At 60.8% G+C, this 20,049-nt stretch carries 16 protein-coding genes; 10 read left to right on the top strand and 6 right to left on the bottom strand.

Translation table 11 applies throughout. From position 1 onward, the window contains the following. Positions 1-184: 184 nt before the first annotated feature. A complete protein-coding gene (locus I2I05_RS09495; protein ID WP_196281987.1) occupies positions 185-2,947 on the top strand; it encodes a hypothetical protein in 2,763 nt (920 codons plus the stop codon). Positions 2,948-2,971: 24 nt separating this feature from the next. After that, positions 2,972-4,030, top strand: coding sequence for an AAA family ATPase (locus I2I05_RS09500; protein WP_196281988.1), 1,059 nt, complete (start codon positions 2,972-2,974; stop codon positions 4,028-4,030). A gap of 4 nt (positions 4,031-4,034) precedes the next feature. Here the strand turns inward: I2I05_RS09500 and corA are convergent, their stop codons facing one another. Continuing rightward, positions 4,035-5,255, bottom strand: coding sequence for a magnesium/cobalt transporter CorA (gene corA / locus I2I05_RS09505; protein ID WP_196281989.1), 1,221 nt, complete (start codon positions 5,253-5,255; stop codon positions 4,035-4,037). 184 nt (positions 5,256-5,439) lie between these two features. On the opposite strand from corA, the gene I2I05_RS09510 reads away from it, so the two are divergent. From I2I05_RS09510 to I2I05_RS09530, 5 genes are all read left to right on the top strand, one after another. Continuing rightward, positions 5,440-6,456: a hypothetical protein gene (locus I2I05_RS09510; RefSeq protein WP_196281990.1), complete on the top strand. Its 1,017-nt coding sequence runs from the start codon at positions 5,440-5,442 to the stop codon at positions 6,454-6,456. 65 nt (positions 6,457-6,521) lie between these two features. Continuing rightward, the gene (locus tag I2I05_RS09515; protein WP_196281991.1) at positions 6,522-7,802 is read left to right on the top strand and encodes an MATE family efflux transporter; all 1,281 of its coding nucleotides are present in this window, start codon (positions 6,522-6,524) and stop codon (positions 7,800-7,802) included. Between the two features lie 77 nt (positions 7,803-7,879). After that, positions 7,880-8,818, top strand: coding sequence for a glycosyltransferase family 2 protein (locus tag I2I05_RS09520; protein ID WP_196281992.1), 939 nt, complete (start codon positions 7,880-7,882; stop codon positions 8,816-8,818). A gap of 131 nt (positions 8,819-8,949) precedes the next feature. Continuing rightward, positions 8,950-10,611 carry a hypothetical protein gene (locus I2I05_RS09525; protein ID WP_196281993.1) on the top strand — a complete coding sequence of 554 codons (1,662 nt, stop codon included), beginning with the start codon at positions 8,950-8,952 and terminating at the stop codon, positions 10,609-10,611. A gap of 188 nt (positions 10,612-10,799) precedes the next feature. Further along, a complete protein-coding gene (locus I2I05_RS09530; protein WP_230688239.1) occupies positions 10,800-11,765 on the top strand; it encodes an acyl-ACP desaturase in 966 nt (321 codons plus the stop codon). A gap of 62 nt (positions 11,766-11,827) precedes the next feature. Here I2I05_RS09530 and I2I05_RS09535 read toward each other — a convergent pair whose 3' ends face one another. Together I2I05_RS09535 and I2I05_RS09540 are read right to left on the bottom strand one after the other, a co-directional pair. Next, positions 11,828-12,667, bottom strand: a complete 840-nt coding sequence (locus tag I2I05_RS09535; protein ID WP_196281995.1) for a bifunctional transcriptional activator/DNA repair enzyme AdaA — start codon at positions 12,665-12,667, stop codon at positions 11,828-11,830. A gap of 227 nt (positions 12,668-12,894) precedes the next feature. Next, positions 12,895-13,176: a DUF427 domain-containing protein gene (locus I2I05_RS09540; RefSeq protein ID WP_196281996.1), complete on the bottom strand. Its 282-nt coding sequence runs from the start codon at positions 13,174-13,176 to the stop codon at positions 12,895-12,897. A 163-nt stretch (positions 13,177-13,339) separates the two neighbouring features. On the opposite strand from I2I05_RS09540, the gene I2I05_RS09545 reads away from it, so the two are divergent. Continuing rightward, on the top strand, positions 13,340-14,446 hold the full coding sequence (locus I2I05_RS09545; RefSeq protein WP_196281997.1) for a vWA domain-containing protein: 1,107 nt from the start codon (positions 13,340-13,342) through the stop codon (positions 14,444-14,446). A 153-nt stretch (positions 14,447-14,599) separates the two neighbouring features. Here the strand turns inward: I2I05_RS09545 and I2I05_RS09550 are convergent, their stop codons facing one another. Continuing rightward, complete coding sequence (locus I2I05_RS09550; protein ID WP_196281998.1) at positions 14,600-15,565, bottom strand: c-type cytochrome; 966 nt, start codon at positions 15,563-15,565, stop codon at positions 14,600-14,602. A gap of 310 nt (positions 15,566-15,875) precedes the next feature. On the opposite strand from I2I05_RS09550, the gene I2I05_RS09555 reads away from it, so the two are divergent. Then, positions 15,876-17,396 carry a sigma 54-interacting transcriptional regulator gene (locus tag I2I05_RS09555; protein ID WP_196281999.1) on the top strand — a complete coding sequence of 507 codons (1,521 nt, stop codon included), beginning with the start codon at positions 15,876-15,878 and terminating at the stop codon, positions 17,394-17,396. 251 nt (positions 17,397-17,647) lie between these two features. After that, positions 17,648-18,067 (top strand): hypothetical protein, encoded by a 420-nt coding sequence (locus tag I2I05_RS09560; protein WP_196282000.1) that lies wholly within the window; start codon positions 17,648-17,650, stop codon positions 18,065-18,067. Between the two features lie 304 nt (positions 18,068-18,371). Here I2I05_RS09560 and I2I05_RS09565 read toward each other — a convergent pair whose 3' ends face one another. Then, positions 18,372-18,884 carry an RNA polymerase sigma factor gene (locus I2I05_RS09565; RefSeq protein WP_196282001.1) on the bottom strand — a complete coding sequence of 171 codons (513 nt, stop codon included), beginning with the start codon at positions 18,882-18,884 and terminating at the stop codon, positions 18,372-18,374. A 97-nt stretch (positions 18,885-18,981) separates the two neighbouring features. Then, positions 18,982-19,899 carry an alpha/beta fold hydrolase gene (locus I2I05_RS09570; RefSeq protein ID WP_196282002.1) on the bottom strand — a complete coding sequence of 306 codons (918 nt, stop codon included), beginning with the start codon at positions 19,897-19,899 and terminating at the stop codon, positions 18,982-18,984. Positions 19,900-20,049 lie beyond the last annotated feature (150 nt).

The following is a 20,049-nucleotide window of genomic DNA, read 5'->3' on the forward strand; positions in this document are numbered from 1 at the left end:
CACAGCATACGAGGCCGGAAAAACATGCAGAAAGATACACCACGCATTCAAAGGCCACGCGAAAAGCGAAGGAGAGAAGTGCGTTATTGCCTCGGGGAAGCGCAACCTTGGAACGCTTGGGCCCGCCGCTCCCCAATCCGCCATCCGGCCGTACTTTCGTCGCCCGTCATCCGCTTCCCTTCGCATGTCCCGAAAGCTCCTGGCGTTATTCACGGCGCTCCTTCTGCTGCTCGCGCTGGCCACTTATGTCTACTACCGGCGCACGCTGGCGGCCGTGCCCGTTGACCCGTACGCGCTGGTGCCCAACGACGCCGTGCTGGTGCTGAGCACGCAAGACCACCCCACGCTGGTACGTCGCTTGCAGGAAACCGGCCTGTGGGACAATCTCACAGCGGTGCGCTACTTCCAGCAGTCGGCTGGGCACCTGGCCCTGGCCGATAGCCTGACGGGGGGCACCTCGCGGCGGCGCACCGGCCTGCTCGGGTTGCTGGGACGCAAGCTGGTGATTACGTCCATCCACGTCACCGGGCCCGCGGTGTTCGACGTGCTCTACCAAATACCGCTGACCCGGGTGAGCGAATACCGCCAGGTGCGGAGCCTGCTCGAAACGCTGGGCCGCGACCCGCGCTACCGCCTCACCACGCGGGACTACGAAGACCACGAGTTTAGCGTGCTCACCGAGCGCAGCAGCGAAACCAGCCTCACCGTCCTCAACTACCGCAACCATTTGCTCATCAGTACCAATCCGGGGTTGGTGGAAGCCGTTGTGCGCCGGGTGGCGCACCCCGACGAGCCCACGGTGCTCACCCCGTTTGGCGCCACCGATTTGCTGCGGGTGCGGGGCATGGATGCGACGCTCATGGTTAATTACCGCCGCCTGCCCCAGTTTCTGGATGTGCTGTTCCGGCCCGAAGCCCACGGGCAATTCGACCATTTGGCCGGGTTGGTTTCGGAGGGGTTGTTGGGCATGAAAGTGATAGGTAGCCGGGTGCAGTTGCAAGGGTTTTCCAACCCCGAAACGGCCAAAGGCGCGCTGCAACAGCGGCTGCGGGGCCAGCGCGCCCTGCCGCTGGGCCTGACGCCCATGATGAGCATGCGCACCGCGCTGCTGCTGCACCTTGCGGCCAACCCCGCCCGCACCTGGCCCCGGCCGGCCGGCGCGCGGGCCGATTCGCTGGGCAACGGCGCGGCGCTCGATAGCCTGCGGGCCACGTTTGGGGGCGAGATGGCCATTGCTTACTTGGCTGCGCCGGCCGCCAGCAGTCGGCTGGGACGCCTCGCCTTCGTGCATTGCCCCACGCCGGCGCGCACCCAACGGTGGCTGGCCCTGCTGCGCCGTCTAAACAATAATTCGCCGTCTTTCACCAATGTAGGGCCTTATCAAGTGCACCCGGTTGGCTTTGCCGAGGAGGCCGTACTCGGCCCACTGCTGAACCCCGCCCAGCCCAATGCAGTTGAGGCCCGGCCCGGCGCGAGCGTGGTGGTTGGAAATTACCTGGTGCTGTCCGACCAGTTGACCCTGAACGGCTATCTGGCCGACGTTGTGGCCGGCCGCACTTGGTCGCAAAACCCTTCGCAAGTGGCTTTTCTGCAGGAAACGTTGCCCCGGGCGCGATTGAGCATCCTCGTCGACACGCGCAACAGCTGGAATGCCTTGCTGGGGGTGCTCACGGAAGAGCGCCGGGCGGGCTTATTGCGTAACGAAGCCTTATTCAAGCGTTTTCCCCAAATGGCGATGCAGCTGGTGCCGGCCGACAACGAGTCGGTCCCTGATGCCCAGTATTTCACCCAGCTGCTGCTACGCCACCCCGACCTGGGCCCAGCCACGGCGCATCCCGGCGTGGCCGCGGCCAATGGACGGGTGCTCACCTTCAAGCACCCGTTAACCGGAATGCCCACGCTGCTGCCCGCCCTCGGCACCCGCATCCCGGCTGTAGTAGTGCAGGATTCGGTGCGGGCGCTGCATTATGTGAGTGCTGATAATTCGGTGCTGTGGTCCGATACGCTGGCCGGGCCCGCCGTGGGCGTGCAGCTGCTGCCAGGCGGCGGGGGAGTGCCCGGCGGGCTGCTGGCCGGCGCCGGCAACCGGCTGCATTTGATGGGCAACGAGGGCGCCGAAATCCTGCCTTTCCCGTTGCACCTGCCCGATACCGTGCGGGCAACGGCGCTGCTGGCCGGGCCGGGCCCCGCGGCGCCCGCCCGGCTACTGGTCGTCACGTCCAGTAATGAACTGCTGCTGCTGGATGCCAAAGGCCGGCTGTTTTCTGGGTGGCAGCCCAAGCGGCTGGATTTCCCTCTGGCGGGCCTGCCGGCGGTATTCAGCGTGAATAGCCGGGATGTAGTATTTGTGCCGTTGCAAAACGGCTACGTGTATGCTTACGACCAGCAGGGCAACCTGTTTCCTGGTTTCCCGCTGAGCATGGGCGCGCGGCTGGCGGGCGGCGTGCTGGTGCAGCCCGGCGCTACCCTGAGCCGTACCCAGCTTAAGATGGTGAACCAGCACGGCGAACTGATAACGTTCAGCCTGAGCGGCGACATTATCAGCCGCAAGCGTGTGGCGACCTGGAGCCGCACGGCACGCTTCCAGCTGGTGCCAGCGCAACGGGCCAACACCTGCGTTGTGATTCGGGAAGATGGCAACCAACTCGATGTGTACCTGCCCAATCAACCCGGTCCGCTCGTCACCCAGCGCTTCGTCACCTCCGGGCCCAAGCCCGTTCAATTCTTTGATTTCGGGAAAGGGCGGCTGCTGGTGGCCATCACCGAGCCGGGGCCGGGCCAGGTATTTCTATACGATGCCAAGGGGCGCCTGCTGGGCGGGGCGCCCGTGCCCAGCACCGGCAGCGGCGTGGGCCTGAGCTACGATGCCACGTCCGACTCGTACCAACTCGTGCGCATTGTGGGCCGCGAGTTGCGTCGTACCGAGCTGAAGGTGGGCTTGCCCTAGCCAAACTATTCTCCCAACTGTCTGATGTCAATTTCCCCACGTATGGGCCTGGTGGTTGGTAAATTCTGGCCCTTCCACAAAGGCCACCAGCTGCTCCTCGAAACCGCCGCCGCTCAGGTCACCGACTTGGTCGTGATGGTCTATGCCAACCCCGATTCCGGCACTATGCCTGCCGCCACGCGGGCCCGCTGGATTCAGGAACTGTACCGCGGCGATGAAATGGCCGAGGGAGCGCGCATTGGCGCAACGCCGCTACGCGTATTTGCCCTTTCCGCCGAAGCAGATGGCATACCCGCCGATGACGCGGACGATGACGCGCACCGCACATTTGTGCAACGCTGGCTGGCGCAGCGGGGTATCTCGATAGACGTGGTTTTCAGCAGCGAATCGTACGGTCCCGGCTTTGCCGAGCACCTGGGCGCGGCGCACGTAGCCGTGGATGCACCACGCCGGCAGGTGCCGGTGTCGGGCACGAAGCTGCGAAGCAACGCAGCCGAGCATGCGCAGTTCCTGCACCCGTTGGTGGCCGCGGAGCTCGGCACGGTGTCCCCCGCAACGGTGCCCCGCGTGGTGTTTCTTGGGGCCGAAAGCAGCGGCAAATCCACGCTGTGCGCAGCTTTGGCCCAGGTGTGCCAGACGGTGTGGGTGCCGGAGTACGGCCGCACACTGCACGAACAAAAGCACGGAAATCTCGACTACGAAGACCTGCTCTACATTGCCCGGCGCCACGTTGAGTTAGAAGACGAAGCCATCGGGAAAGCTCGAAGCGTGCTTTTTTGCGATACCAACGCGGCCACCACGGCGCTTTATTCCTACTACTATTTCCACCGCTGCGACCCCATTTTGCGGGCGCTGGCGGCCGTGTGTGGGCAGCGCTACGCCCATACGTTCGTGTGCGCGCCCACCGTGCCCTTCGAGCAGGACGGCTGGCGCGGGCCTGAGGCCCTGCGCAGCTTCCAGCACGGCACCATTCTCATGCAACTGGACTTCTACGGCATCCCCTACACTCTGGTGGAGGGCTCCGTCGAAGAACGAGTGGGCCAGGTGACGCGCCAGTTACGGGCCGCTGGCGCGTGGGATTAAGGAATCAGCGCTGTTTTGACAGCCAGCCTTTGCGCCAGAAATAATAGAGCTGGCCGATAACCATCAGGCCCATGAGTGAGAGCACGGCAGGGTAGCCCCAGGGTTGGTAGAGCTCGGGCATGTTGAGCGGGTTCGGGCCTTGGGGCGGGGATTCGCGCTGAAAGTTCATGCCGTACACGCCGGCCACAAAGCTCAGCGGTATAAAAATGGCGCTGATGATGGTGAGTACCTTCATCACTTCGTTCATCCGGTTGCTTTGGTCCGAGAGGAACAGTTCGGTGAGGCTGGTGATGTTTTCGCGGTAGCTTTCGGCCAGGTCCAAGGCCTGCATGGAGTGGTCGTAGGCATCTTTGAAATAGACCTTGATTTCCTCGGGCATCACCTCGTCGGGCAGGCGCAGGATTTCGCTGATTTTGTCGCGCTCCGGGTACACGAGGCGCCGAAAACGCACAATGTCCTTTTTGATGCGCAAAATGCGGTTGAGCATCCGGCGCTCCCGGCGCTCCGAAAATATCCGGTCTTCCAGGCCTTCGAGGTAATCCCCAATGGCGGCCATGGTGGGAAAATAGTGGTCGATGACAACATCGGTGAGGGCGTAGGCCAGGTACAGCGACGGCCGGCGCTTGGTGGTGCTGAAATTGCCGCGCAGGCGGTTGCGCAGCGAATCTAGGCAGTCCTCGTAGTCGTCCTGAAAGGTGATTACGTAGTTTGGCCCGGTAAAGACCGACAGCTGGTCGTCGTCGATTTCCAGCTCGGAGGTGAAATCCGTCATGCGCGACACCAGAAACAGCCGGTTGTCGCCGAAGACGTCCACCTTGGCCCGTTGGTAGTCGCCAAGCACGTCCTCCATTTGCAACGGGTGCAGGTCGAAGTCTTCCATCAGGCGCTCCATCAGGCTCAGGTCGCCGTAGCCGCGCACGTCAATCCAATGCTTCAGCTCCGGGCGCGCCCGGAAGGCTGCCCACAGGTCATCGTAGCGGGGGTATTCGGCCTCGATGAAGGTGGTGTCGTCGTAAGAATACAGAAAGAGGCGAGGCTTGAGCGCGCCCTCCCGAATGATGAGGGAGCCGGGGCGCTGGCCGAGCGTTTCGGTTTGGTGCCGCGCCTGCAGGGTGGCCTCACGGTCGGTAATTCCGTAGGCGGAACCGTGCCCGTCGTCCCCGTCCTGGTCCAAATCCATGTCAATAATGGGCGCCGGTTTGGGGGCTGTATTCGTTGGAGTCATGGGGATGAAAAGCGAATTGACAGGGGCGCTGAAGTGGCCCCAAGGCCTGGCAATGGATAAGAGGGTGGGCAGCAGCCGCCCGCAGTAGCGACAAATTGTTTGCCGTTTACGTACCAGTAGAGCCTAAGGTAGCAGAGCGCCGGTTCAGTGCCGTACTTTGCCCGCAGCGCCACAAAATTGCAGTTTGAAAATTACAGAACCATTGGTTATCGCCGAAACGGGCACGGGACGCGCCGCGTCCGGGCTCCAGGTTTGGCTGGCCGAAAGCGGCTCCAGCGGGCCCGCCGCCCCGCGCCTCCCGCTGGCCTTCGACTCCTTTTTGTACCTGCGTCCCGAGCACCAGGCCCTTCAACCCGCTGCCGGTCCAGGGCTCAGCGTTTACCTGGAAGACCAGCGGGCGGGCCGCACCGTCGCCCAGTTTCATTTGGCCCTCGACGTTATTCGCGGCTTGGCGCAGAGTCCCGCTCAGGCCCCTTTCGGCGCCGTGCAGCTGGCTGCCGGCGTTACCACAAGCGACCTCCACGGCTTGTTTGAAACAGTGGAAGGGGCCTTGTTGCACCGAGGAATTCGGGAAGTTGCCCTGCGCAGCTACCCATTTGCTTACGACCCTGGCGGTGCCGCTGTGCTGGCCGAAACCCTGCGGCAGCGCGGCTACCGCGTGGTGCTGGCCGAACAGAATTACCACCTCAACCCCGCCCGCGCTTACGAAGCCGGCTTGCACCCTTCGGAGCGCCGCCGCCTGCACAAATGCCGGCGCAATGGGCTGCATTTTGAGCAGGAGCCGCCCTTTTTGCTGCCGGCCGCTTATGCGTTTATTCAGGCCTGCCGGCAGGAGCGGGGGCAGGCGTTATCGTTGCCGCTGGAACGGGTGCAGGAGTTGTTTCGGCGGTTTCCCCGGGAACATTTCCTGTTCTCCGTCCGCCAGCCTAATGGCGACTGGGCGGCCCTTACCATTGCCATTCGGGTGAATGAGCAGGTGCTGTATAATTTTTATCCGGCCAGTCCTCTGCGCTGCAATGCCCTGAGCCCGGTGGTACTCCTGAACGAAGGCCTGCATGCCTTCGCAAAAGCCAGCGACATCAGCGTACTCGACCTCGGCACATCTACGCTCGATACCGGCCCCAATGCTTCTTTGCTCCGCTTTAAGCGGCACTTGGGCGGTGTGGCCGGCCTGCGGCTGAGCTGGAGCAAAAAGCTGTAGCTATGGCAGAAGGGAATGGCGCAGGGTGCCGTTCTTTACTTTCCTTTTTTGTTGCCCCGCCGCCTGTGTTCCAAGTTTCTGCTGCCTCATCCCCCCCGCACCGCGCCGTTTGGCGGGGCTTTGTGCGCGGCTCGTTGGGGACGGGCGTGGCCGTGGTGGCCCGCGGCGCGGGCGCCCTCGTTCTGAATAAGCTGTTTGCCGTGTACGCCCCCGCTGGCGGCCTCACGCTGCTGGCTCAATTCCAAAACCTGATGGCCCTGCTCACCACCCTGCCCAATGACGGGGTGCAGGTAGGTATGGTGAAATACCTCGCGCCGCTGCGCCCGGGCAGCCCCCGCTACCGCGCGTGGCTGGGGGCTGCGGCCGGCCTCAATGCCGGTGCGTTGCTGGTGGGCACCATTGCGTTGGCCAGTCGGGGCCTGTTGGGGTGGGGGTGGCCCAGCCTGGCTGCGTTCGTGCTCGGTATCGGCCTGCTCACGGGGCAAAGTTTGCTGGGCGCGGCCCTGTTGGCGGCCGGGCGACTGCGCGACCACATTGGTTTAACGGTCGTTTTGGCCGCGCTGGGTACTGGGGCAGCGGCGGCGGCTTTGTGGCGCCAGCTGCCGCTCAATGTGGTGTTGCTGGCTTATCTGCTGGCACAAGGCCTCACGCTGGTGCCTGCGCTGGTGCTGGCGGCCCGGGCCGGCCTTCTGCAGCACCTGAAACCAGGGGCCCGTATCAGTCGCGGCGCCTTGCGGGGCCTGAGCCAGTTCCTGCTGATGGCCGTGAGCTCGCTGCTCTTTGGCAAGGCGGTGGATTATGTTTTGCGCGACTACTTGCTGGGCGCCTTTGGCCCGGCCCGCACCGATTTGTGGCAGGCGGTGGCCAAGCTATCGGATAATTACACCATGGTATTTGCGGCGGTAATGAGCAGCGTCTTTTACCCGCGGCTGGCCGCGTTGGCCACCGACCCACGCGCGGCCCGCCGCTATTTGCAGGGCGTGCTGGGGCTGGTGGCGCCGGTGTTGGCCGCGGGCCTGGTGCTGATTTTTGCCTGTCGCAATTGGCTGCTGCCGCTGCTGTTTGCGCCGCACCTGCTCGGGGCCCGGGAGTTTCTCGCGCCGCAGCTGCTGGGGGATTGGGCCAAGTTTCTGAGTTGGCTTTTCATTTTTCAGCTCACGGCCAGGGCGCGCACCGGGCCCTATATCGCGGTGCAGGCGGCCTCGGCGGTAGTATTTGGGGCATTGCTGGTGCTGCTGCTGCCCCGGTTTGGCCTGCACGGGGCGGTGTGGGCTCATGCCGGGCGCTACGGGCTGTTGCTGTTGGCCTGTATTGTCATTCACGCCATGGCGCCCAAACACGGATAAAGGCTTTTCTTCAGTTCATTTGCGGCCTGTAAGTCATGCCTGGTTCGCCCTTTCTCCGTTGTTCAGCCACCAGCCGATTGCCCCTTGTAACCATTGTGGCGCTCTGCCACAACCACGCGCCATTCGTGCACGAGGCGCTTGATTCTATTCTGAGCCAAACCCATTTGAACCTGGAAGTATGGTTGGTGGATGATGCCAGCACCGATGGCAGCAGCGCTATTCTGCGGGAGTACGCGGCGCAAAATCCCACCTGGAAATTGCTGCTGCTGCCTGAAAACGTTGGGAATTGCCGTGCCTTCAATGCCGCGTTCCGGCAGAGCACCGGCGAGCTGGTGATTGATTTTGCCACCGACGACGTGCTTTTGCCGGAGCGGGTGGCCCAGCAGGTGGCGGCTTTTGAAGCGGCCGAACCCACCGTCGGCGTGGTGTATTCCAATGCCGAACTGATTGCCGAAGACGGTGAGGTGCTCGGCCTCCATCACCGGGCGGGGCGCGCGGGTGGGGTCTTGCCCCGGCCAGCCAGCGGCTGGGTGTTTGCCGAGGTGCTGCGCCGATATTTCATCAGCACGCCCACCATGATGATGCGCCGGGCCTGCCTCATCAGCCTGGGTGGCTACGACGAAGAACTTGCCTACGAGGATTTTGACTTTTGGGTGCGGGCCAGCCGCGCCTGGCAGTTTCTGTACCTCGATGCCGTGACTACCCGCAAGCGCAAGCACCCGCGCAGTATGAGCAGCCGCGCCTACCAGCGCCACGACCCATACCTGGCCTCCACCATTCGGGTGTGCGAAAAAGCCCTGGCCTTGCTGCAAACCTCCGATGAGCGCACCGCTCTGGCCACCCGCGTGCGCTGGGAAATGCGCCAGGCTATCCTCCGCCGCCGTTTTGCCGAAGCGCTAAAACTCTTCGTCCTGTTGCGCCACGCAACCAAGCCCACGTTACTGGACTTAGCTTTGGCTGCCGGGAGCCAGTTGGCGATGAAGGCAACGTTGGCATTCAACCAAGAGCGGGCCTAACACAAGTTGGGTCAATGATTTCATGTACTGCGGAGCCGCTCGAATGTCTCGCCTTTACTAATTGGTGTTGCCCCAACCTATAAGAAGCGACAGTGCCGAGTCATTCCCGTTTAGCCATTTTTAGTCGCGTTGTGCTACTGCCCGTGGCGCTGGTGCTGGCCACACTAGCCGTATTGGGCAGCTACTACGAAACCAGTGACGACGGAACCCTGGCCTGGCTTTTTTCGGGGGTGTTGGCGTTGAAACCGGTTTCCTCGGTGCCGCTTTATTTCCACGGCTATGGGCATGCGCTGGCGGCAGCATATTCGGCGGTGCCCGGGGTTGCGTGGTTTGGCCTGCTGAACTCCGGGTTATTGCTGCTGGCCACGGTGCTAGTATTCGCGGTGCTGGATGGGCTTTTTCGCGTGCACTTCCGGCTGGAATCCCGGGCTCCGATTCTTGCGCTGGTTTTGTTTTTCTGTGTGGCGTGGGTGGAGCATTGGCTGTGGTTTAGCCATGTGCGGGCGGGTATTTTGCTGGCCGGTGCGGGGGTGGTATTTGCTGCTCAGCGCCCCACAAAGCGGTGGGCCCTGCTCGTTGGGCTGGCCTGTGTATTGGGCGCGTGGCTCATGCGTCCTGCCTTGGCCGTTTTAGGCGTTGGAATTGCCTTGCCGGCGGCCTTTTTGCTGGCGGGTTCCTGGCGCCGCGCCTGGCCCGTGGTAGTGGGCAGCGGCCTCGTGCTGGTGTCTGCTTTCGGCATGGCTGCCTTGGTCGAAACACCCGCCGACCAACGTGCCCAACGCCAGTACCAGTCGCTGGCCCGCATCCTCGACTTTCGCCAACTCGAGGCACAACCCCAAACTCCCGCCGACAGCTTGGGCACGGCTGCCGTTGAGCTCTGGCTCCTCGGCGATACGGCGGTGGTGAACGAGTCGCTTATTGGCCGGGTCTACGTTTTCAATGCCCGGGCATTTATCGGAAGCGTGGTGCCCGCCAAGCTGGCCGTTCGCGCTGGGCTCTTGGTGCGCGATTATTTTCCTATGCTTCTGGCCTTGGCCGTCACGGTGCTTGCGACGACCCGCCGCCCCGAGCGCCGGCCGGAATTTTGGCTCGTGCAAATCGGCTTTTTGGGGTTGCTGATTCTCTTCGCTGGCTTACTCAAATTGCCGCCTCGCCTTGCCCTGCCCATCCTCGATTTCTGGCTGCTGACCAATCTGGTTTTCTTAGCCAACACCGCCCGGAATTCTCTAATCACATTGCCCTTGACCGCGCCGGAAAAATCAGCACTGCCAACTCCTTTCAGGCAGGCATGGCCGCCGCTGTTGCGCCGGCTGTTCGGGGGACTGGGAGTGCTAGCCCTAGCGCTTTACGCAACCAAAACCATACACCGCCGCCATGTGCTGGGCGCCGAGCGACAGCGGCACGAAACAGCTCTGCAGCAACTCAATCAGCGCACCAGAGGCACGGTTTTGGTGCTGGGCGGTACCACCGATTTGCTCAAAAGCCTTTCCCCGTTTCGCGTTTATTACCCGAGCTCGGTGGCCACGCTGCTGCTCACTGGATGGCAAACCCAGGACCCTTCTCAGCCACGCTTGCGGCAACGGCTTTTGGGTACTGCTGACCAAACCGCTGCCCTGTCCCGCCTAGCCCGTGCTTCGCCTACCGCACAGTGGCTGCTCACAGCCGAGACGGCACGTTGGCTGAACCGTCGGTTTCGCTACAAAACGGGTACAGAATCTACAGTCGACCTTCGGCCGTTGGCTAGCTTACCGGCCGATACATCCTATCGGTTTTACCAGCCCGCGGTGCGGTGATGCGGCCAGCCGCGTGAGTCGATTTTGTTGCTTTGCAGAAGTGGCGCGTGTTAATTGCGGGTTTGCATTCTGCTAATGCCATAATTTTATACCCGACCCGGCGTCTCAACGGCAGACCTTTGCCCCGGCAAAAGCGTTTCTTTACTTATTACTCACGCATTCCTGCCCCTTTTATGCTTTCGTCCACTATGACATCCCGCGCCGAAGTTCTCCAGCACATGGAGGGCTTCCTCAAAGCTAACATGGGCACCTTCCTCAAAAGTGTGGAAGACAGCTGGCAGCCCGCCGACTTTTTGCCGGACTCGCGGCTTGATTCTTTTTTTGACCAGGTAAAAGAACTGCGTGAAAAAGCCGGGAACCTGAGCTACGACCTGCTCGCCGTGCTCATCGGCGATACCATCACCGAAGAAGCCCTGCCCAACTACGAAGCCTGGTTCCACGAGCTCGACGACTTGAACCGCGACCCCGACAACGGCTGGGCCCAGTGGATTCGGGGCTGGACAGCCGAGGAAAACCGTCACGGCGACTTGCTCAACCGCTACCTCTACCTCTCGGGCCGCGTAAACATGCGCGAGTTCGAAGTGAGCACCCAGTACCTCATCAACGACGGCTTCGACCTCGGCACTGCCCACGACCCGTACCGCGCCTTTGTGTACACCAGCTACCAGGAGCAGGCCACCAATATTTCGCACCGTCGTGTGGGCCAACTCGCCCGCACCGCCGGCGAAGACCAGCTTTCGAAAATCTGCGGTATGATTGCCGGCGACGAAAACCGCCACGCCCGGGTCTACAAGACCTTTGTGGAGAAAATCTTCGAAGTGGACCCCAGCGAGATGATGCTGGCCTTCGAGGACATGATGCGCAAGAAAATTGTGATGCCCGCCCATTACATGCGCGAAATGGGCATCGAAATGGGCAAGACGTTTGGCCACTTCACCGACGCCGCCCAGCGTATCGGCGTGTATACCAGCTCCGACTACACCGACATCCTCGACTCGCTTATCAAGGATTGGAAAATTGAGCACATCACCGACCTCAACGGCCAAGCCGAAAAGGCCCGCGACTACATCATGGCGCTGCCCAACCGCCTGCGCCGCGTAGCCGACCGCATGCCCGTGCCCAAGCTGGAATACAAATTCAAATGGATATCGTAAGTTCTTTGTGGTAATGTGAAAAAGCGGCCCGCCTTCATCATGAAGGCGGGCCGCTTTTTTGGTTAAGACACCACTAAATCAACGCCTGTTATGGCGGCTTCCCAGCCCACCAAAGCGGCTTTGCGCGTGGCTCCCCAACGGTACTGGCCCAACTCGCCAGTGCCGCGAATCACGCGGTGGCAGGGAATGAGGTAGCCCACCGGGTTGGCCCCGATGGCGGTGCCTGCGGCCCGCACCGCCGCCCCATTTTCTGCCGCTTCGGCTAGTTGGGAATAGGTGCGGAGTTGGCCTTCCGGAATGCGCAACAACGCCTCCCAGATTTTGAGTTGAAACGCCGTCCCTTTCAGGTGCAAACGCAGCCGCTCGTTGGGTGAAAAGTTGCGTGCAAAAAACCGCGCCGCTTCGTCGTGATACGGAGACGGCGCGTTGCGGATGGCCGCATTGGGCCACTCTTGGTGCAATTCGGCCACTGCGGTATTGGCGTCGTCGAAGAATGAGAGCTTGCAAATTCCCTTGGTAGTTGACGCCACCAAATAAGGCCCAAATGGGCTTTCGGCCAACTCGTACTTCAGGGCCAGGGCCGCGCCGCCGTGGCGGTATTCGCCGGGTGTCATGGCTTCTAGGGTCACGAATAAATCGTGGAGGCGGCCGGTGCCGGATAGCCCGGTTTCGTAAGCCGCTTCGGCCACCGATGCCTCCTGACGCAACATGTTCTTCGCGTGGGCGAGGCTCAGGTATTGCAGGAATTTCTTGGGCGAAACCCCCGCCCATTCCTGAAACTTGCGCTGGAAATGAAAAGGGCTCCAATGAGCCGCTTCGGCCATTTGTTCCAGGCTGGGCTGCTGCAGGAAATTGGCCCTGATGTGCGCGAGGGCGGCGGCGATGCGGTCGTAGTCAGTCATGGGATTGGCTTGCTGATTGACTACAAAATTCGCACTTCTTAAAGAGGCGGAAAACCCGATTCTTGCGCAGTTATATGAAAAGATGCAAGATGATTACCCTCACATCATAAAGCCATTCGTGATAAAGCCCGTCATGCAGAGCGCAGCGAAGCATCTCGCGTGCTCAAACTAATTAGCGCGCGAGATGCTTCGCTGCGCTCTGCATGACTAGCTCAAGAGTAGCGGTTTTACTTTTCCACCTTCACGCCTTTCCAAAACGCGACGCGGCCTTTAATTTCTTTGGCGGCGTCCTTGGGCTCGGGGTAGTACCAGGCGGCGTCTTTGTTCTTCTCGCCGTTAACATTCAGGGAGTAGTAGCTGGCCCGGCCTTTCCAGGGGCAGGTGGTCTGGGCAATGCTGTCTTCAAAAAACTCGTTTTTGATGGCATCGGCCGGGAAGTAGTGGTTGTTCTCGATGACGATGGTGTCGTCGCTTTCGGCAATGATAGTGTTATTCCAAATGGCTTTCATGGGTGGGAAAGTAGCGCGCAGCTCCAGCTTTGCGTATCGTTGAAGGGAAATGGCAGGAACCTCCCGCCCAGGGCCGCGAAGCTGGAGCTTCGCGGTGCTTTAGAAATGAACATTGCCCGCGCTGTCGTTGTTTTACGCGCCTATCCCTAGATATTAGATACGTATGGCTGTTGGTTTCCGCTTCCGCGATTTTGTGCCCGAAGACCAGCCCGAAAAGGGCTTTGAATCATTGTTTAAGCTGTTCATGCAGCTCGTTACCATCACCTCCGGCGACGTGGGCGAGGCCCTGCAATGGCTCAACGAGCTCGACAAGCAATACGGCCTCACCGACGATAATTACGGCATGGGCAATTTCATCGATGACCTTAAAAAGAAAGGCTACATTGATGAGAACGAGCAGGAAAAAGGCGAATTCAAAATCACTCCCAAAACCGAGCAGGGCATCCGCAAGTCGGCGCTGGAGGAGATTTTTGGCAAGCTGAAGAAGAGTAGCACCGGCAACCACCGCACGCCCCACACCGGCCAGGGCGACGAGCAAAGCACCGACCTGCGCGAATTCCGCTTTGGCGACTCGCTGGAGTCGATTCAGATGACTGAATCCATCCGCAACGCCCAACTCAACCACGGCATGGACAGTGGCGAGTTTATGCTGACCGAGGGCGACTTGGAAGTGCGCGAAAACGAGCACAAGTCCCAGACCAGCACCGTGCTGATGATTGACATCTCGCACTCCATGATTCTCTACGGCGAGGACCGCATCACGCCGGCCAAAAAAGTGGCCATGGCCCTGGCCGAGCTCGTGAAGCAGAAGTACCCCAAGGATTTTCTCGACGTCATCGTATTCGGCAACGACGCTTGGCAGATTGAGGTGAAGGACTTGCCCTACCTGCAAGTGGGCCCGTACCACACCAACACCGTGGCCGGCCTGGAACTGGCCATGGACCTGCTCCGCAAGCGCAAAACGCCCAACAAGCAGATTTTCATGATTACCGACGGCAAGCCCACCTGCCTGAAGGAGCCCGGTGGCTACTACAAAAACAGCTTCGGCCTCGACCGCAAAGTGGTGAACAAGACCCTGAACCTGGCCGCCGCCGCCCGCCGCGTCAAGATTCCCATCACCACCTTCATGATTACTTCTGACCCGTATTTGCAGAAATTCGTGGAGGAATTCACTGAGGTGAACCAGGGCAAAGCTTACTATTCGGGCTTGAAAGGCCTTGGTCATCTTGTGTTCGAAGACTACAAGAAAAACCGGCGCAAAACGCTGTAATTAGGAATTAGGTCATACATAAAAGACCGTCATGCTGAGCGCAGCGAAGCATCTCGCGTGCCACCACTAATTAGTTAATGCACGCGAGATGTTTCGCTGTGCTCTGCATGACGGTCTTTTATGTATCTGTTTCACCCGCAGCTAGTACTCTTGTTACTTGGTAGTCACGGCGCCATCCTCCGGGGTGGCGTTTTTGATTTTGGGAACAGTTTTCAAATAAGCCCACAGCGCGCGCACCTCATCGTCGGTGAGGGTGGAGAACTTGGGCATCGGCCCGTGTAGAATACCGGTGGGCGCCATCCCAAATTTCACGGCTTTGCTGAATTGGGCTTCATTCCACTTGCCGAGGCCGGTTTCGGGGTCCATGGTCAGGTTGCGGCTGATGCGCACTTGCAGGTCATCGTCCAGCATTTTGTCGCCGCCACCGAGGTAGCCTTTGGATAGTTCTGGGTTGGCTTCGTTGTTGGTGCTGATGCTTTGCGAATGGCAGAAGTAACACTGATACCGGCCTATCACTAAATATCGCCCCAAGGCCACGGGCTGAGATGCGGGGGGCGCATCGGCGAGGTGCTTAACTAAGGGGATGGGCTTGAGGGCCGTGGACATGAGGGACTTGGCTAGAGGCGAGAATTCCTGGGGGTGGCTGGGCAGGGAGGTGGCCCGCGTCAGTGGGTTCTCGGCTCGCAGAAAGGCCACTATGCTGGAGGCATCCTCGTCGGTGAGGTAGGCAAACCGCGGCATGCCCAGGCGCGGGCGGCCATCGGGGCCCGCCCCGGTGCGCAGCAGGGTCACTACCTGCTGGTCGGTCCATTCGCCAATGCCGAATTTGGGGTCTTTGGTGATGTTGGCCGAATACAGATTGCCCAAGTCGGTGCCCAAGTCGGGCATGGGGCGGCCCGATAACGTTTTGGTGGACGGGTCGCGGTGGCAATGCACGCACATCAGGGCCACCATTTTTTCCCCCTGAAGCACGCGTTTCGGTGTGCTGGGCCGTACCGGTGCCACCACTGGCGTTTGTTGGGGCGGGATGCTCCGCTCGCTCTCAAACGCGGCAAAGCCGGCCAGTGCCAGCAACAACATGCCTATCAAAAGGCCGAGGATGGGTAGGGGCTTTTTCATGTTTTCGCAGGAATAAGATGGAGGGGAAGCCGGCGTCTTATTCTTAAAAAACAGCAATTCTATCAAAAAATGCAATTGATGAGTTCGGGTTATTTTATCCTTTTTAGCGCAGCCTCATCTGTAAAATGCTGCGTAGGGAGGCGCTTTGTGCCTCTTCTGTAAGCAGTAGAGGACCCAGCGGGTCAGGAGGAAGGCGGTAAATAACCGGGCCGGTTCACGTGCAGCAAGCGGTTGGGCGGGTCGGCCTGAACCTCCGCCCGCTATTCCCGGTTAAAGGAACCGGGAAGCCTGTTTCCCCTTACCAGTCTCCATGAAGCACGAAACCATCCAAACCCTGGGCCAGCTCCGCGCCAGTGGCTATAAATCCCGCAGCGTGAAAGCTGAATTGCGGGAAAACCTGATTAACAAGCTCAAAAACAAAGAGGACGTATTTCCGGGCATTTTCGGCTACGACGAAACCGTGATTCCGGACCTGCAACGCGCCATTCTGGCCGGGCACCACATCAACCTGCTCGGTTTGCGCGGCCAGGCCAAAACCCGCATTGCCCGCTTGCTCATCAACCTGCTCGACGAATACATGCCCGTAGTGGCCGGTGCCGAGCTGAACGACGACCCGCTGCAACCGCTGTCGGTATTCGCCAAAAACCTCATTGCCGAGCACGGCGACAATACCCCCGTGGCTTGGCTGCACCGCGACGAGCGCTACACCGAAAAACTGGCCACGCCCGACGTTTCGGTCGCCGACCTTATTGGCGACGCCGACCCCATCAAGGCTGCTACGCTCAAGCTGCCGTACTCCGACGAGCGGGTGATTCACTTCGGCCTGATTCCGCGGGCGCATCGCGGCATTTTTGTGATTAACGAATTGCCCGACTTGCAGGCTCGCATCCAAGTGTCGCTGTTCAATATTTTGCAGGAAGGCGACATTCAGATTCGCGGTTTCAAGGTCCGCCTGCCGCTCGATATCCAGTTCGTCTTCACGGCCAACCCCGAGGACTACACCAACCGTGGCTCCATCGTGACGCCGCTCAAGGACCGGATTGACGCCCAGATTATCACGCACTACCCGAAATCCATCGAAATCGGCAAGCGCATCACCAAGCAGGAAGCCCGCATCAAAGACGAGCAAAAGGGCATGGTGACCAGCAACGAAGTGGTGCACGACCTCGTGGAGCAAGTGGCCGTCGAAGCCCGCGGCTCCGAGTTCGTGGATGCTAAATCGGGCGTATCGGCCCGCCTCACCATCTCGGCCTACGAGCAGCTGATTGCCGGGGCCGAGCGCCGCGCCCTCGTCAACGGGGAGAAGAACACCTACGTCCGCATCGGAGACTTCATTTCGGCCGTCCCCGCCATCACCGGCAAGGTGGAACTGGTGTATGAGGGCGAGCAGGAAGGCGCCGGCATCGTGGCCGAGAAGCTCATGGGCAAGGCCATCCGCACGCTGTTCCTGCAGTTCTTTCCTGACCCCGACAAGTCGAAGAAGCTCAAGAACCGTCCTTCGCCTTACAAGGCCATTCAGGAGTGGTTCGGCAACGGCAATACGTTGGATTTGCTGCACGACGCCAGCACCGCCGACTATCGCAAAGCCCTCGACCAAGTGCCTGGCCTGCGCGACATCGTGACCGAGCTGCACCCCAACGAAACGCCGGAGCACACCTATTTCCTCATGGAATTCCTGCTCCACGGCCTGGCCGAGCACAGTCTGATTTCGCGCAATCGCCTCACCAGCGGTGCGCAGTTTAAGGACTTGCTGTCGTCCATGTTCACCATGCCCACCTTCGGCGAGGATGACGACGAGGACGAGGACGAAAAGCCGCGCCGCCGCCGGTAAGCGGCCATAAGGCCCAATAAAAAGCCCCGCGTACCACTTGGTATGCGGGGCTTTTTTTATGGACCGCATCCCGCGAACAAGGCTGATTAGTCGGTGATTTGCTGAAACGGAAGCGGGATAGAAAAATGCGCAGCCGCCAAGCTGTGCCGGTGCCAAGGTTGATTAAGGCATTGGGATAAGGAGAACAGCAACCGCGGGCGAGTTGCTCCCCAGCCGTAACTTACGCCACCGTTCCCGCGTCAATTCGCTTCATGTCCCCTGCGCTTACTTTTCAATTTGCCTACCGGCCCGACCTCGACGTATTCACGGCCCGCTGGCTCACCTCTCACACCCTCAGCACCGACCGCGCCGAATACGAAACCGTGCTGCAAGCTCCCGAAGCCCTCGGCACCCCACATTGGCTATTCGACGTGCGCCGTCGACCCACCACCAACGTCGCCGCTGCCCGCTGGGTCACCACCGACTGGCTGCCCCGTGCCGCCGCTCTGGTGCGCCCGGCCCGGCTGCGTCTGGCCTTTCTGGTAGCCCCGTATCGGGCCGAGCACTTGCGCACCGACGACGAGCTGCGCGACATTATGACCGCCGCTTATGCCCCCGGCCACCCCTTCGCCCTACGCACTTTCACCGACGAGGGCGCCGCCGTGAGCTGGCTGCAAGGCAAACTCAACTAGTCCGCGCCACCCACCGCCTCATCACTGGAATACTACTCCCAACTGCGTAGCCGGTGCTGGGTTTCGGCCTGCTAGTGCGCGGTGTACCGGCGGCTGTGGCTCCGCCGCCGCGCCGTGTAGGCCGGCGGAGATTTTTGAGTTGATTAGGTGTAGGAAAGGAGTGCCGTTGGTTGCTGGCGCCAAATATGTTCTGGGTCAGCAGCAGCGAGCGGCGAGCGGCCAGGGCCCGGCGCAGCTCCGATGTGTTAGGGCATTGGCCGTTTGTCAGAGGCAGCGTCTTTCGTCTTCATTAGAATTGGGAAAATCAGTTGCCATCGTCTTCATCGGGGATGGAATGGAGGCGCTGGGCCAGGCGTTGCCGAATGCGATGCAGGCGCACACGGATGTTGCCCTCGCTCTGCTGGCAAATCTTTGCAATGCGGGGGTATGGCAGCTCGTCGAGCACCAGCATCATCAAGAGGCGGTCGGCTTCGGGCAGTTGGGCCAAGGCGCAGTGTAGGCGGGCCAGCTGCACGTTGCGCGAGTCGGGCGGGGGCGCGGGCAAGTCGGGGAGGGCGGGGCCGGGGGCATCGGGGCGCCGCCGGGTTTGGCGCATCCATTGCAGGCAGGTATTCACGCTGATGCGGTAGAGCCAGGTGCTCAGCGCAGCTTCCTGCCGGAATTTGCCCAAGTTCAGCCACACCCGCAAAAACACTTCCTGGAGCAAGTCGTTGGCCGTATCAGGGTTGCCGCCGCAGTAGCCCAAGCACAGGCGTTGCACGCGGCGGCGATGCGTCCTGTACAACTCATCAAAGTGCGATGTTGCAGCCGCCGACATGCAGAAAGGGGGAAAGCAGGTTAGAATTCAAAATGCCTTCCGAGATAGAATGGCATGTATGGATTCTAATGTATGAATTTTCTTGGAAATTTCAGTACTACCGCTTGTTCGGATAGGCCGTTAGGTATTGTTGAATGTTGGCCACGGTCCACTGCGGGTCGTCAAGCATCATAAACTCACGGGCCGTGTTGTGCAAACGGATTTCGGCCCCGGCCCCGGCCTTGGCAAACTGCCGTTCAAACAGGGGCTTCACTTTATCGGCGGTCAGGTCGGGCTGCACGGCCTTGCCGGCCACCCAAATGCCGAGCATCAGCACCGGCACGCGCAGCTGAGACAAGGCGGGGCGCAGGTCGGTGGCCATGCTCTCGTACACGATATTGGCCCAGGTGGTGCGGTCGGCCTGCGCGGCCCAGGCCAAAATGCGGCGCTGCTGCGTAGTATCAGCCGCCCAGGTGCCGATGAACATTTTTTGCTGTTCGAGAAATGTGGAATGGGGCATGTTCACCATCATGGGCAGCATTTTATCCCGGGCAGGTAGCTTCAGCGAGTCGAGGGTTAGGCCGGGGTTGGCCACGGCAAAAGGTGCGGGCAGGGCCTCCAGCAGCACCAGCCCGCCGAAAAGCTCGGGAAAGTCGGTGGCGGCGCGCAAGGCCATCATGCCACCGGTTTGGTGGGCCACCAGCACGGGTTGTTTCAGCTTGTTGGCGCGCACGTAGTTGGCCAGCGCTTGGGCATAGGCGGCGTAGTACGAGGCGGTGGGCGCCAGGGCTAGTGGCGCGGTGCCGCCGGTGCCGGCCAGCGTCACCACATGGCACTGGTAGTTGCTGGCCAGCGCGGCGGCGGTTTCGCGCCACAATTCGCCGGGGGCCACGTAGCCCGGCACCAGCAGCAGGGGCCGGCCGCCCTTTTTTCCCATTACCTCCACCCGCAGGCCTGTGGGGGTGGGGGCCGTGGCCAAAGCCGCAGATTGCAGTAGCGAAACCAAGCAGACAAGCAATAGTAAGGAGCGTTTCATAAGAAAGAAGGATAAATATTTTGGTTGTCTTTCTGATGCCGCCCGGTTTCCATTGTTACAGGTGGGCAAGGAAATAAGTAGAGGTTTTTGGTCAGGAAAAGAAAAAGGCCCGCCAAACGTGCTGGCGGGCCTTTCGGGCTTTAAACTGAA

Origin of the sequence: Hymenobacter jeongseonensis (assembly GCF_015694725.1) — a bacterium.
Classification (GTDB): Bacteria; Bacteroidota; Bacteroidia; order Cytophagales; family Hymenobacteraceae; genus Hymenobacter; species Hymenobacter jeongseonensis.

Excerpts from the sequence above, each read along its gene's own strand:
- I2I05_RS09565 (WP_196282001.1), bottom strand. The coding sequence starts at position 18,884 with ATGTCGGCGGCTGCAACATCGCACTTTGATGAGTTGTACAGGACGCAT.
- I2I05_RS09560 (WP_196282000.1), top strand. The coding sequence starts at position 17,648 with ATGTCCCCTGCGCTTACTTTTCAATTTGCCTACCGGCCCGACCTCGAC.
- I2I05_RS09550 (WP_196281998.1), bottom strand. The coding sequence starts at position 15,565 with ATGAAAAAGCCCCTACCCATCCTCGGCCTTTTGATAGGCATGTTGTTG.
- I2I05_RS09545 (WP_196281997.1), top strand. The coding sequence starts at position 13,340 with ATGGCTGTTGGTTTCCGCTTCCGCGATTTTGTGCCCGAAGACCAGCCC.
- I2I05_RS09555 (WP_196281999.1), top strand. The coding sequence starts at position 15,876 with ATGAAGCACGAAACCATCCAAACCCTGGGCCAGCTCCGCGCCAGTGGC.
- I2I05_RS09535 (WP_196281995.1), bottom strand. The coding sequence starts at position 12,667 with ATGACTGACTACGACCGCATCGCCGCCGCCCTCGCGCACATCAGGGCC.
- corA (WP_196281989.1), bottom strand. The coding sequence starts at position 5,255 with ATGACTCCAACGAATACAGCCCCCAAACCGGCGCCCATTATTGACATG.
- I2I05_RS09530 (WP_230688239.1), top strand. The coding sequence starts at position 10,800 with ATGACATCCCGCGCCGAAGTTCTCCAGCACATGGAGGGCTTCCTCAAA.
- I2I05_RS09570 (WP_196282002.1), bottom strand. The coding sequence starts at position 19,899 with ATGAAACGCTCCTTACTATTGCTTGTCTGCTTGGTTTCGCTACTGCAA.
- I2I05_RS09500 (WP_196281988.1), top strand. The coding sequence starts at position 2,972 with ATGTCAATTTCCCCACGTATGGGCCTGGTGGTTGGTAAATTCTGGCCC.
- I2I05_RS09495 (WP_196281987.1), top strand. The coding sequence starts at position 185 with ATGTCCCGAAAGCTCCTGGCGTTATTCACGGCGCTCCTTCTGCTGCTC.
- I2I05_RS09540 (WP_196281996.1), bottom strand. The coding sequence starts at position 13,176 with ATGAAAGCCATTTGGAATAACACTATCATTGCCGAAAGCGACGACACC.